This is a genomic window from Dysgonomonas sp. 25, from assembly GCF_010501075.1.
Lineage (GTDB): Bacteria > Bacteroidota > Bacteroidia > Bacteroidales > Dysgonomonadaceae > Dysgonomonas.
Window position 1 is genome coordinate 30,774 of sequence record NZ_QVMN01000015.1, and the last position, 13,986, is coordinate 44,759.

At 41.7% G+C, this 13,986-nt stretch carries 12 protein-coding genes; 6 read left to right on the top strand and 6 right to left on the bottom strand.

Translation table 11 applies throughout. The features are described 5' to 3' along the window. Window positions 1-9: 9 nt before the first annotated feature. Both D0T66_RS15530 and D0T66_RS15535 read right to left on the bottom strand, forming a co-directional pair. On the bottom strand, window positions 10-1,986 hold the full coding sequence (locus D0T66_RS15530; protein WP_163358216.1) for a DUF3857 domain-containing protein: 1,977 nt from the start codon (window positions 1,984-1,986) through the stop codon (window positions 10-12). 99 nt (window positions 1,987-2,085) lie between these two features. Continuing rightward, window positions 2,086-2,469, bottom strand: coding sequence for a diacylglycerol kinase family protein (locus D0T66_RS15535; RefSeq protein WP_163358217.1), 384 nt, complete (start codon window positions 2,467-2,469; stop codon window positions 2,086-2,088). Between the two features lie 115 nt (window positions 2,470-2,584). Here D0T66_RS15535 and D0T66_RS15540 point away from each other — a divergent pair, with 115 nt between their 5' ends. The 5 genes from D0T66_RS15540 to D0T66_RS15560 all read left to right on the top strand — a co-directional run bounded on the left by D0T66_RS15540 (window position 2,585) and on the right by D0T66_RS15560 (window position 7,694). Beyond that, on the top strand, window positions 2,585-2,923 hold the full coding sequence (locus tag D0T66_RS15540) for a hypothetical protein (RefSeq protein ID WP_163358218.1): 339 nt from the start codon (window positions 2,585-2,587) through the stop codon (window positions 2,921-2,923). A 36-nt stretch (window positions 2,924-2,959) separates the two neighbouring features. Beyond that, the gene (locus tag D0T66_RS15545; protein WP_163358219.1) at window positions 2,960-3,799 is read left to right on the top strand and encodes a mechanosensitive ion channel family protein; all 840 of its coding nucleotides are present in this window, start codon (window positions 2,960-2,962) and stop codon (window positions 3,797-3,799) included. A gap of 90 nt (window positions 3,800-3,889) precedes the next feature. Continuing rightward, window positions 3,890-6,007, top strand: a complete 2,118-nt coding sequence (locus D0T66_RS15550; RefSeq protein WP_163358220.1) for a Tex family protein — start codon at window positions 3,890-3,892, stop codon at window positions 6,005-6,007. An 832-nt stretch (window positions 6,008-6,839) separates the two neighbouring features. After that, the gene (gene fldA / locus D0T66_RS15555) at window positions 6,840-7,340 is read left to right on the top strand and encodes a flavodoxin FldA (RefSeq protein ID WP_163358221.1); all 501 of its coding nucleotides are present in this window, start codon (window positions 6,840-6,842) and stop codon (window positions 7,338-7,340) included. An 18-nt stretch (window positions 7,341-7,358) separates the two neighbouring features. Then, window positions 7,359-7,694 carry a DUF2023 family protein gene (locus D0T66_RS15560; protein ID WP_163358222.1) on the top strand — a complete coding sequence of 112 codons (336 nt, stop codon included), beginning with the start codon at window positions 7,359-7,361 and terminating at the stop codon, window positions 7,692-7,694. A gap of 149 nt (window positions 7,695-7,843) precedes the next feature. On the opposite strand, the gene D0T66_RS15565 is transcribed toward D0T66_RS15560, so the two are convergent. The 4 genes from D0T66_RS15565 to D0T66_RS15580 all read right to left on the bottom strand — a co-directional run bounded on the left by D0T66_RS15565 (window position 7,844) and on the right by D0T66_RS15580 (window position 11,328). After that, complete coding sequence (locus D0T66_RS15565) at window positions 7,844-8,722, bottom strand: PepSY-like domain-containing protein (protein ID WP_163358223.1); 879 nt, start codon at window positions 8,720-8,722, stop codon at window positions 7,844-7,846. Between the two features lie 40 nt (window positions 8,723-8,762). Then, entirely contained in the window at window positions 8,763-9,278 is a 516-nt protein-coding gene (locus D0T66_RS15570) for a membrane lipoprotein lipid attachment site-containing protein (protein ID WP_163358224.1), read from the bottom strand. A 107-nt stretch (window positions 9,279-9,385) separates the two neighbouring features. Next, window positions 9,386-10,657, bottom strand: coding sequence for a HAMP domain-containing sensor histidine kinase (locus D0T66_RS15575; RefSeq protein WP_163358225.1), 1,272 nt, complete (start codon window positions 10,655-10,657; stop codon window positions 9,386-9,388). Next, window positions 10,654-11,328 carry a response regulator transcription factor gene (locus D0T66_RS15580; RefSeq protein WP_163358226.1) on the bottom strand — a complete coding sequence of 225 codons (675 nt, stop codon included), beginning with the start codon at window positions 11,326-11,328 and terminating at the stop codon, window positions 10,654-10,656. Before D0T66_RS15580 ends, D0T66_RS15575 begins: the two co-directional genes overlap by 4 nt. 882 nt (window positions 11,329-12,210) lie before the next feature. Between D0T66_RS15580 and D0T66_RS15585 the strand changes: the two genes are divergently transcribed. Continuing rightward, entirely contained in the window at window positions 12,211-13,902 is a 1,692-nt protein-coding gene (locus tag D0T66_RS15585; RefSeq protein WP_163358227.1) for a tetratricopeptide repeat protein, read from the top strand. Window positions 13,903-13,986: the final 84 nt, after the last annotated feature.

Below are 13,986 nucleotides of genomic sequence, written 5' to 3' on the forward strand. Positions count from 1 at the left end.
TTTATACGTTTATTCAACCTTTTTCAACACTATTTGCTCCGAATTTTTAGCGACAAGCTTTGCAAAAAACTCCCGTAAAACCGGATATTGGTCTTGTCCGACAAATAAAGTTTTCAGTTGATATTGATACAGCAATTGAATTTTGTTCTCTTCCTGCGTAGTTCTATACGACAAGGAAATATTTTGCTCTTCGTCGAAAATAATTTTCTCGGATTTAGGCAATTCCTCTACAACATACCCCTCGGGTATATAGAGGATCACATTTTGAACGTAAGTCGTCAGATAATCGAAATTTACCGGATAAAGGCGCGTTTCGTCGGTAAAAGGATTGGCCGTGCGGTGTTTTATAAACATCGGGGTGATATACAGATACTCATCGCCTAACTCTACATCCATTTCGGTAGAAAAAGACACCTTCACATCCTCACCCAGATTTTGCTCGTTCGATATTTTAAAGTCTTTTATTTCCAAGCCGAAATTCTTCGAAAGTGTTTCGACAAAGTCATCCTGATCCGAATGATTATTGTAATAGAAACTTCTGAAACGGTAAGCTCCCGTAGCCCGTTCGCTGTTGTTTACATCCGCTTTCAGCTTCCCATCTTCAAACTTGAGAGTAGAAGACCAATAGGAAGTCCCTTTGGTAAGACCCGAAAGATCGACCCACTTCGATGCTCCTTTTTTAATGATTCGCCCTTGGAAAACCATAGCTTTCTCAGGCAAGACGTTCCAGATACTGAAAACATCAGAAGCATCTACAAAGCAGAGTTTACCGTCTATCATTACGCCCGAAATCATATAGTTATACGACGAGATTGTAGGGTGAACCATCGGGATGAGACCATTCCGCCTCGTACTCAACACAACAGGGAAAGCATCGAATCCGGCTGCCGATAAAGCATTTATCAACAGGAAGTTCATATCAGCACTGCTACCCAATCCTGTTTTGAGTGCATTATTCATATTTTTGGTCGATACTCCCGATTCCTTATTCCACTTCACCCGTTCGCGTATCATGCCAAGGATAGCAGTAGCGTTGCTTATGGTCAAATCGCCTTCTTTCACCTCTTTCTTAAACAGAGACTCTTTGTTCAGGTTACCGCCAAAGCTCTTTTGAGCCAGAATACGCTCGTCCACTTTTTCCCACGAGGAGGAATATTGTGTCATCTTACCGTATTTAAACTGGAAATTTCTTAATTCGAATCCGACTTTCGATACATAATCCTTGCGCGACCACATGTATGGTTCGTGCCTCAATGCCGGCATATCCGTTTTCTTGAATATCAGCTCACGCGCCATACAGTCGTCCTGAAATGAAGCATAGCGTCCGTCAGTGTCTTCAAATTCGAGGTGGAAACGTATGTTTTTATTTTTGTCCGAAGTTTCGACACGCTCATATCCCTGCATAGAGATATTATAGGTATAATATTCGGGGATAAGCACCTCATAATAAACATATTTGATTGGTATCTCGCTCTGAAACTCAAATGTAGGCAGATTGTAGTCGAAAGGCGAGACAAACGTGTACTTGTATTCGATCACCGATCCCACTTTCGCGGCAGGCATTGTAAACTTCTTTATTTTAGTCGTTTCGTCATGCTCCTCGTCGAAAATAAATTCTTTAGAGAGTTTCGTCTTTTCTATTTTCCCGTTCACCAGATTATACGTAGTACCCGACAGCGCTTTGATAGACTCTTGTTCCTTCCGGCTATATTCGTTATAGAATATTTCTTTTGTACAGTATTCCAAGCCATCGTGCTTCAAAATCTTGATCTTCATTTCCAAAGTATACTCATAAACGAAGCCCATAATACGGTCCATGCGGAATTCGGTTTTTCCGACTTTAGATAGAATCACGGCAGATGCAGTACTGTCGGCAGGATAGGAATCCATCTCCAACTCTTCCATCGTAATTTTCCCATATTTCGATTGAGAATAAAGAGAAGCGACACAACAGGTCATAATCAACAGGAGAAAAAGTTTTTTCATAGATATAAAATTTAGGTTCGATTACATAGAGACGAAAATAAACAAAATTTCACATCTTACGGCAAATTTTACCCATTTTTTAACAAAGGGAGAGAAAAATTATATAAGCAACAGCAACTTGGGAAGGAAAATAATGAATCCGCAGATAACGGCTATAATAGCTACTATCAGGACGGCTGCGGATGCTAAATCCTTTATTATCTTTATTCTATCGTCTATCGCAGGGGAAATGAAATTACAAATATATTCGATGCAGGAATTGACAATCTCCATGGCTATGACAAGGCCTATCAGGATGAGGATAACCAGCCATTCCATTGCCGAAATATCCAAGAACCAACCCATCAGGCAGGCAATAACCGCCACCACTAAATGAATACGGGCGTTATGCTCGGCACCGAGTAGTATCTTCAACCCGTTGAATGCATATTTGAATGATTGCAGGCGGGCTTTCACCGAAAATGGCTTCTTATCGTCGGACATAGTAGGCAATGTTCTTAAATTCTTTTACGAATGTAAGAAAAAATATGCCACAGGTTGACTATATCCCCTAAATTATCTATTTTTGGGTACGGAAATCTATATAGTTCTAAATGATATGAAAGCAATTACAAGATTTATCGCATTGACAATCACCGTCATACTCTTTTCGTCATGCAGTTTGTTCGAGGCTCAGAAACTTGAACATATGAATGAGGCGCTCGAACGGCACATCAAATGGCAAAACGAAGAAGAAGGCATGCAGAGCCAGATAGAGCTCGTAAAAGTAATATCATACGACGAAGTGAATGAGGGCGATACAGCCTACGTAGCCAAAGTATATCTTGTGGCTAAATCGTGGTATATCGGCGGAAACCGCGTATACAATACCAATGACACAATCAAAGTTTATTATGCCGACAACATGGCTGTGTTAAAAATGCAGGCAATAAAATAGTAAATCCAATATATTAATTTATTTCAAAACAACTTTATGGACAACACGTTAGACTTAAACCAATTAACCAGCCGTTTCGACGGGCTGATCGATTCTTCTATCAATTTCGGAATAAAACTGCTTATCGCTGTCCTTATCCTTATCATCGGGCTATGGATTGTAAAAAAAGTGACCAACGGATTCCGCAAAATAATGAAAAAGAGAGAGGTAGAAGCTTCTCTGTCGAGTTTCCTCGCATCATTCATCAATATCGTACTGAAGGTATTGGTTGTCATCATAGTCCTTGCCACTGTCGGCGTGGAGATGACTTCTATTATCGCCATTCTGGGAGCTGCATCGCTGGCTATAGGTATGGCATTGTCGGGGACGTTGCAGAATTTTGCCGGAGGAATTGTTATCCTTTTATTCAAACCTTTCAAAGTCGGTGATTTTATCGAAACGCAGAGCGGATATACAGGGACTGTATTGGATATCTTTATCTTCACGACCAAGATGAAGACTTCCGACAACAAAATCATTTACTTGCCGAACGGCAGCCTATCCAACGGCGTCATTGTCAACTGCAACCAGGAAGGAATACGGCGTGTAGATTGTGTATACGGTATTTCGTATGGAGACAATGTAGCTAAAGCCAGAGAGGTTGTATTGAACATGCTGAACAATGACGAACGGGTACACAAAGATCCGGCTCCGGTGGTATATTTAACGGCATTAGCCGATAGCTCGGTGAATATCCTTGTGCGTTTCTGGACGGATTCGCCGAATGTATTCCCTGTACAATTCGATTTGAACGAAAAAATCTATAACGAATTCGGAAATAGCGGGCTCAGTTTCCCTTTCCCTCAGGTGGATGTACATCTGACCAAACAAGACTAAAAGATTATTTCCCCATAAATAAATGATCAACCTGTGGTGTATCTATACGGTTGATCATTATTTTTGTATGATAATTATCAATAATAGCTTATGACAACCAACAAACTAATAGCTACCGCCCTGAACCTCAAAGAATCGCAGGTAGAAAAAACAATATCGCTGCTCGACGGCGGGGCGACCATCCCTTTTATCAGCCGTTACCGGAAAGAAATGACCGGCGCGCTGGACGAAGTGCAGGTAGCAGCCATCAAAGAACAGCATGACAAATATAACGAGCTCATCAAGCGGAAAGAGACGATAGTGAAAACCATTGAGGAGCAAGGCAAATTGACCGACGATCTAAAATCGCGCATCGCGAATTGCTGGAACTCAACCGAACTGGAAGATATATACCTCCCCTACAAACCGAAACGCCAGACGCGTGCCGAGATTGCCCGCAAAAAGGGTTTGGAAGGATTGGCCAAATTGATTATGTCGCAGCAAAACTTCGATGTAGAGGCCAAAGCATCGGTTTTTGTCAAAGGGGATGTAAAAGATGCCGAAGAAGCTATCAACGGGGCATGCGACATCATTGCCGAATGGATAAACGAGAACGAATATGCCCGTAACTCAATCCGCAACCTGTTTCAGCGCGACGCTGTGATAACGTCCAAAGTGGTCAAAGGAAAAGAGGAAGAGGGCGACAAATACCGCGACTATTTCGATTTCAGTGAAAAGTTGAGCCGCTGCTCGTCGCATCGCCTGCTGGCCATACGGCGGGGCGAATCGGAAGGTTTTCTTCGTGTCAACATCGCGCCCGATGAGGATGCAGCATTGGAACGTTTGGATAAGCAATTCCTGAAAGGCGACAACGAAGCCACGGGTTGTGTAGCCGATGCCATCAAAGATGCCTACAAACGGCTACTGAAACCATCTATCGAAACGGAATTTGCTTCACTATCGAAAGAGAAAGCCGATGAGGATGCGATACATGTTTTCGTGGAAAATCTGCGGCAGTTGCTCCTGTCGCCACCTTTGGGACAAAAAAGGGTATTGGGCATAGACCCGGGATACCGCACGGGTTGCAAGGTAGTATGCCTGGATGCGCAGGGAAATCTATTGCATAACGAAACCATCTACCCCCACCCTCCGCAGAATGAGTATACGAAAGCTGCTTCTAAAGTCGTGAAATTAGTCACCACCTACAATATAGATGCGATTGCCATCGGAAACGGGACGGCAAGCCGCGAAACAGAGAATTTCATTACGAACCTCCGCTACGAGAAAGAGGTAAAGGTATTCGTAGTGAGCGAAAACGGAGCGTCTATTTACTCGGCATCCAAAATAGCCCGCGAGGAATTTCCCGACTACGACGTCACCGTACGCGGAGCTGTATCGATAGGCCGCCGGTTGATGGATCCATTGGCGGAATTAGTAAAGATAGATCCTAAATCCATCGGGGTGGGACAATACCAGCACGATGTGGATCAGAGCAAACTAAAGAAGTCGCTTGACCTCACAGTAGAAAGTTGTGTCAATCAGGTAGGTGTGAATGTGAATACGGCAAGCAAACACCTCCTGACGTATGTTTCGGGATTGGGAGCCACTCTCGCGCAAAATATCGTCGACTATCGGGCTGAACACGGTGCTTTCGCATCGCGCAGAGAACTGATGAAAGTGCCGCGTATGGGCGAGAAAGCATTCGAACAGAGTGCCGGATTCCTCCGCATACCCGATGCTGCCAATCCGCTCGACAACTCGGCGGTACATCCCGAGAGTTACCACATCGTGGAGCAAATGGCTAAAGATCTGAAATGTACTGTCAAAGAATTGATAGAAAACAAGGAACTAAAAAAGAGCCTCGATCTGAATAAATATGTCACTTCTTCGGTCGGCCTCCCTACCCTTACGGATATTATGGAAGAGCTGGACAAACCGGGGCGGGATCCGCGAAAGGCTATAAAAGTTTTTCAATTCGATCCGAACATACGTACCATAAACGATTTGCGCGAAGGTATGATACTTCCGGGTATTGTGACGAATATTACCAATTTCGGATGCTTTGTGGATGTCGGTATCAAGGAAAACGGGCTGGTACATATCTCCGAATTAGCGGACAAATATGTTTCCGATCCGAACGAGGTAGTCTCATTGCACCAGCATGTCGAAGTCAAAGTCTTGTCCATCGACTTAGCCCGCAAACGGGTAGCTTTATCGATGAAGCTGTAATAATAAAAAACTTATGTGAATAAGTTGTGAAACTATCATTCTAAGTTTATCTATATATTTTTTAGTTGACAAGTTTATTAGTTACAAGTTTGCCTCGCCTTCGCTTCGGCGAATTTTATTTCTTCGCCCTACGGGCAGTTACAAGTTACGAGAAAAAGTAACCCGATAAAAACATCGAAAATAAGTAGAGGTCTGTTACTTTTTATTGTCACTTCGAACGGAGGTGAGAAGTCTTTTCTCAAGTGCGAGGTGAGATGCTTCACTTCGTTCAGCATGACAAGAACGAATAAGCCTCCCCTTGGGGGAGGTTGGTGGGGCTAAAAGTAACTCGGCAAAAAACATCGAAAATGAGTAGAGGTTTGTTACTTTTTCTGTCATCCCGAGCAGAGGCGAGGGATCTCTTGCCTGTAATGTGGGAAAAGAAAAGGTGACACTGAGTTTCACTGAGGAGACACTGAGGTACATTGAGAAAAAGTAACTCAATAAAAATACCGAAAATGAGTAGAGGTTTGTTACTTTTTTGTCACTTCGAATGGAGGGGAGAAGTCTCTTCCCAATAGCGTGAGGAAGAAAAAGGTAACACTGAGTTTCACTGAGGAGATATTGAGGTACACTGAGAAAAAGTAACTCAATAAAAATACCGAAAATGAGTAGAGGTTTGTTACTTTTTAAGAGGGATATAAGTCACCTATCGACTGTCAATAAATACGATTCACTATATCTTGGTAGTCACCGGAGCTAAATTCACCATTTCTTGGTATTGCCTATGGTAGAGATTAGCCTTTACTTTGCATAGAGAATTATTATTTATAAACGTTCTAAATAAAAAGAGATGGCTAATATAGGTATATATTATGGTTCTACAACCGGAAACACGCAAGAAGTAGCAGAAGAAATTGCAGATAAATTAGGTGTAGCTAAAAGCGATTTGCATGATGTATCGAAAGGGGAAACCGACTTCTCCAATTACGACGTACTCCTTTTCGGTTCTTCAACGCTCGGATTAGGCGACTTGCAGGACGACTGGGAAGATTACATCGACAGGTTGAAGAATGCTGACGTCAGCGGTAAAAAGGTAGCTCTGTTCGGATGCGGCGACTCGTCTTCATACAGCGATACCTTCTGCGATGCCATGGGCAAGATATACCATGCGTTGGAAGGAAAAGGTTGCCAGCTTATCGGAGAGGTTCCGACAGACGGATATACATACGACGATTCGGAAGCTGTTGTAGGCGGCAGATTCGTTGGACTACCTATCGACAACGACAACGAATCGAGCATGACCTCGGAACGTATTGCCAATTGGGTAAATATCCTCAAAGCCGCTATATAATCTCATTGTATAAGCCCTATGAGTGTATTTCATCACCTGATATATGAATACAGGAAAGGCGTACGGGATATGATCCTCTGCACCTTACCGGGGCATATGGAAGATGAAGCCCGCAAAAGGCTCGAAAGAAACGCTATCGGCTATATCGTACAGAAGCAACCTAATGGCAATATCAACATCTTCTTCGGTAAAGAGGAATGCCTCAAGGTCATAAACAGCATCTGTAAAGATAAACCCTTAAATAAGCTGACTCCCGAGGAAGATTTCATACTCGGTATCTTACTGGGATACAGTATAAAAGAACAGTGTACCCGCTTCTGCAAAAAGCAGAGGCAAGGCATTCGTATCTCATAAAATTTATTCTATTGATATTTTTTTAGTTGATCTTTTGGCACCTCATGGATGCGATATCCGTGAGGTTTGCTTTGCTGGAGCCAGATACAGAAAACCCCTACCATCCTTGACGGACAACAGGGATTAACTCTCGTCTGATTCCCTTTAGCTTAATCGACTCTCAAGAAGTTCCCATTAGCATCGAAATCCAGTTCAGTCTTAGCGACATCATCTATCTGAACTTCGTAGCCAACCAAGGTATTGTTCGTTTTCTCCTTATCAACCTCTACGATGTCATTACCCGGATATTGAGTAGTAACATACGTTTTGATAGCGGCAGGTATAAGGTCTATCACAGAAGAAGGAACAGCATTGTTCTGGCCTTTGTAGTTACCGTCTACGCCTTCCCACTCGCCTGAAATATAGAACTCAACCTTATAATTATTGTAGTATACATCATAACTATCGTTATCCTTCATCACGCTGACAACTCCTGTATTACCTCCGAAGTGTTGAGTCAAGAACGTCTTGGCGTCATCCGGCAAAGCCGAGTATTGAATGACTTCGTCTCCGTTGTTTCCACCTGAGATAATGTTCCCGTCGGCATCAAAATCGAGCTCAGTACCCTTCGGATCGTTCAGTTGCACCTCATACCCGACTAAGGTAGAATGCTTCCTCTCTTTGTCCACTTCCACTATCACATACTGCGGATAATGAGTTGTTACATATTCGATTATCCTCACCGGAAGGAGATTCAATACTGATGCGGGAACAGGATTGTTCTGGCGCTTGTAGTTACCGTCTATGCCTTCCCACTCGCCATCGATATAGAATTCGACCTTATAGTCAGCATAATAAATATCGTAGCTGTCGTTATCCTTCTTCACTTCCGAAACGCCGCTTTCACCTGTGAAGTGTGCCACAGCAAAGTCTTTGGCAGTATTAGGCAATTCGGCGTAAGCAATCTTTTTGTCATCATCATCGTCGCTACAAGAACTAAATACCAAAGCCAACGATAGTAAACCAAGTGCAAAAAATACTTTTTTCATTTTTTATTCTCTTTATCAGGTTAATAATAATATTAAGTTATCAATCATTCTTTTCTTTAATTATAGTGCCATTGTCGAGCACTAATAGCTCCACGTTCTTCTCCCTTTCGATTTCAACTTTATATAAGATTTTAGTTCCCTTATAAATCCGCGTCATATCCTCAAAGACATAGTCGGGATATTTGGCGATGGTCGCATTCTTCACTACAGCAGGCAAATCCGACTCGTAGATCTCGAAAGAATATGACAGTAGATTACCTTCCTTATCATAATAGGCTTCGTAATCGACATGGCCGATCTCAAAATCGACCTCATAGATATTCTGAGCCATCTCCCATTCTACGTCTCTAGCATTAGGGAAGTCCGCCACAAACCTGGCTGATAGTTCGCCCGAAGGAGCCACATCCTGTGCATACTTGCTATGATAGAGCCGTATCATCTTTTCGATCTCCGTATCCGAGTATTTCGTCGAAATGGCAGGAGATGGCTGGGCCATTGTCTTCTGGCAGGAGGCAAGCAACAGAACGGCAGATAGAAACAAAATCATCTTTTTCATAATCATTTATTGTTTTCAGTTTATAGTTAAATGATACAACAAAGATGTAGCCCCAATTCTGAAAAGATTTGGGAAAATTTGGCTTTTTTGAGTTAAAAAACCGATGTTTAACTAAAATAAATAGTTATCGTATGCCTTGTGTCATAAGTGTGTGTTATCCTGAAACTATAGAAGTCCGTGATTGACTTTACGATAGACAGCCCTAAACCCGAAGATTGCTTATTATCAGAATTCGAGATATACCGCTCGAAGATATTCACATCCTTATCAATCGGAGTACCATCATTCGAGAAGGCGATGTAGCGGTCGGTCATCACTATCTCGATAGTACCGTCTTTGAGGTTATAAGCTACCGCATTCTTCAAGAGGTTGGTTACCATTATTGCTGCAAGGTCTTTATTCATATCGACAACAGGAGCTGTTTCCTGCTTAATGGAAAGCGTTAAACCCTTATGCTCAATCATATCCGAGAAATAAGAGGCTATCCTTTCCGTCAACTCGGAGAAATCAACCATCTCATTATCAGCATACTGCTTATTCCGTATCTTGGAAAGTAATAAGAGGTTTGTATTCAGGCGCCGCATCCTGTTTAATTCCGACAAAACGGCACCCACTTCTTCTACTTGCACCTTACTTAGCCCCTCCTCTCCTATCAGCATCTCCAACTTATTGATAGCGACTGACAAAGGGGTTTGCAACTCATGCGAAGCATTCTCTATGAAGTTCTTCTGTTCGGTATAAACCTTAATATTCTCCTCTAGCAAGACCTTGACGGAATTATTCAATTCTTCGAATTCCGAAATATTCGTCTTTGACAAAGTTATCATCTGCGTCTTATCCAAATGGAAGCTGCGGAGCTGCCCAATCAACTCGAACAGAGGCTTATTCGTCCTTTTCAATATAATCCAGCTTAACAGGAACAAGGTCAGGATAAGGGCGCACCACAACGCAATGAGCAGATAGAACATATTCTTTCTCAAATCCTCCGTTTCTACATTCGAGGTGAATATCTTAAGCTTATAATATGTCTGGTTCGGTTCGGAATAGAAGGCTGTCACCAACATGCGTACCTCCTCTTCTTCCTCCTCGGTTGCAAAGTAGACAGTCGTCGTTATATACGTATCCTTTATCTCTTTCGCCTCACTGGCCGGTATCTCCTCGATAATCATGTTCAACGGAGCATGCTTCATCAGGTCTTCTGTGAATTGAGATGACAGATTGGCTTTCATAACAAACTCCTGACGAAGATTTTCGAGCCCTTCGTCTATGTCCTCATATATTTCCCGCATCTGCAAGCTGAAATAAATCACAGACCAGACCGTCAATATAAGCAGGAAAAAAATCAGCAATCGCGATGTAAGATAATTAACTAACCTCATAATGTCATTTTATATCCGATACCATACACATTCTCAAGATTCACATCCGCACCGTTGTCTTTCAGCTTCTTACGAAGATTCTTTACCTGTGCATAGATGAAATCGAAGCTATCGGCCGAGTCGATATTATCACCCCAAACGTGCTCGGCAAGAGTTTCTTTTGTTATCAAACGGTTCATATTGGTAGAAAAGAACACAAGGATATCATATTCTTTCCTGTTCAATTTCAACAGATTACCACCAACAGACACCGAGCGCTGCCTATAATCGATATACATATTGCCTATCTCTAAATGCTCTGTTCCGCCCAACATCTTCCTCCTCAACAGTGCTTTAATCCTTGCATGAAGTTCCGCCAGATGAAAAGGCTTCGTCAGATAATCATCCGCACCCAAATCCAGACCTGCAATCTTATCATCGACAGAATCGCGGGCAGATATTATAATCGTATTTCCTACCACCCCGTTTTCCTTCATTTTCTCTAATATCTTCAGCCCTGTTCCTCCCGGCAGGTTAATATCCAATAAGATACAATCATATTCATACAGAGACACTTTCTCTACCCCCGAAGCATAATCCATAGCTTTCTCTACAAGAAAATTCTCCGAAACCAAAAAACTTTCCAAAACCTTTATCAATTCAGGCTCGTCTTCTATTATCAATATCTTCATTTTTGTATCTTGTTTTTATGCGAATCGATAGTTGATTTATATACTACACTAAAAATACACAAATGTGTTACTTTTTGTATTACTTTTTGTTACCTTTTTCAGTATCTTTTTATATCTACACGCATAATTATCAATGTATTGCATTTCAAAAACCGGTACAAAGAAACGACATTTTCTTTATCGGGTTACTTTTAGTCCCTCCAACCTCTCCGCAGGGGAGGCTTATTCGTCCCTGTCATGCTGAACGAAGCGAATTAACAATCGAGGAGCGCAGGCGACTCAAGTATCTCATCGCATAATCGGAAAGAGACTTCTCACCTCCGTTCGAAGTGACAAAAAAAGTAACAGACCTCTACTTATTTTCGATGTTTTTATCGGGTTACTTTTAGCCCCTCCAACCTCCCCCAAGGGGAGGCTTATTCGTCCCTGTCATGCTGAACGAAGTGAAGCATCTCACCGCACAATTGGGAAAAGACTTCTCACATTCGTTCGAAGTGACAAAAAAAGTAACAGACCTCTACTTATTTTCGATGTTTTTATCGGGTTACTTTTTCTCGTAACTTGTAACTGCCCGTAGGGCGAAGTAACTTGTAACTAATAAACTTGTCAACTCATAAATAAATATAGATAATTTAACCCGATAAAGAAACAAAAAAATTAATGTAAAATGAAATATATCCATAAACAGATGCCCTATAAAACATTTTGTCTTATTTTTTAACAGAAAATGCAAAAAAAGCAGTCATTTTTTTTTACAAGCAAAGAAAATAACTTAGATTTGTATTTGTGTTGTTATGCCTATACCATAAAGTTAGGGAATCTTAAAGAAAATAATACCAAATAATAATTAATAATTTTACATTTATATTTAGAAACAGAGCTATGAGAAAACTAAATTTTATCTTAACATTTGTTATAGCTGTTGGCCTGTTGGCAACATCATGTAGCAAAAAGATGGAGCCACTTGACAGTTCGTTGTTTACGGCAAACCCTTCGCCGCTCGAACTTGTAGGATCTAAAGTTCCGGTTACAGTAAACGGACGCTATCCTGCCAAATGGTTTGACAAAAAAGCTGAAGTAGTAGTTACCCCTGTACTCAAATATCAGGGAACTGAAACACTCGGCAGCCCACATTCTTATCAGGGCGAAAAAGTATCAGGTAATGCTATTACTATCTATCAGGCCGAAGGTGGTGCATTCACTGTAAACTCTAACTTCGACTACGTTCCTGCCATGAAGAAATCGGAGCTTTTCCTTCGTTTCTCCGTTTCGCGCAAAGGAAACCACCTTATCGACTTCGATGTGAAAGTTGCTGACGGAATCGTTTCTACAGCTGCTTTGGCAGATGCTAAAACTGTAACTCCGGCTCTTGCTCCGGATGCATTCCAACGCATTATCAAAGAAGCACACGATGCCGATATCATGTTCTTGATTCAACGTGCCGAACTTCGTTCTTCTGAATTGAATTCAGGCGACGTAAAAGCATGGAAAGAACTTGTTCAGGAAGTTTACAACGACGACCGCAAAAACCTCAATGTTGAAGTATCAGCTTATGCTTCTCCTGATGGAGGTTACAGCCTGAATGACAAATTAGCTGCTCAACGCGAGAAAAACACTTCAAACTACTTGAAGAAAGAATTGAAGAAATCTAAAGTCGATACTGATGTTAATGCTAAATACACAGCACAAGACTGGGAAGGTTTCCAAAAACTCGTACAAGCATCTAACCTGCAAGATAAAGAACTGGTATTGCGTGTTCTTTCTATGTACAACGATCCTGCAAGAAGAGAAAGAGAAATCAAAAACATCTCTTCTGTATATTCTGAATTGGCTGAAACAATCCTTCCAAGACTTCGTCGTTCACGCTTAATCGCTAACGTTGAAATCATCGGTAAAACTGACGAAGAATTGGTAGCTGCTACTAATTCAAGCGCTATCAACGAACTATCAGTAGAAGAATTGCTTTATGCAGCTACTCTGAATGGTGTTTCAAAAGAAAAAGTATATTCTCTTGTAACTCAGAAATATGCTAACGACTACCGCGGATGGAACAACTTAGGTGATGTATACTTCGCCAAAGGTGATTACAGCAAAGCATCGCAAGCTTATGCCAAAGCATCATCTATCTCTTCGCGTGCAGCCGAGCCTAAGATGAACCAGGCATTGCTTGCTATGATCGACGGCGACAACGCTAAAGCTGAACAATTGTTGGGTAGCGCATCGGGTGCTAACACTTTGAACGAAGCTCTTGGAGTTCTTTACATCAAGAAAGGTGACTACACGAAAGCAGTACAAGCATTCGGCGATACTAAATCGAACAATGCAGCACTTGCTCAAATCCTTTCTAAGAACTACAACAAAGCTCAACAAACGTTGAACGGCATTACAGCTAAAGATGCTACAACAAACTATTTGTCAGCTATCGTTGCGGCTCGCACAAACAACACTTCGGGTGTTGCAAGCAGCCTCAAATCAGCTATCGACAAAGGAGCATCTAAAACTGAAATCCTTAACGACCTCGAATTTGCACGTTTCTTGTCAAATCCGGACGTTAAAAATATGTTAGGTTTGTAATCAGACCTTATCATGACTAGTCCTAAAAAACCGTTACAGGTTTTATTAGACAAAAATATTAATAATTTATGAGATAGTTGTCGG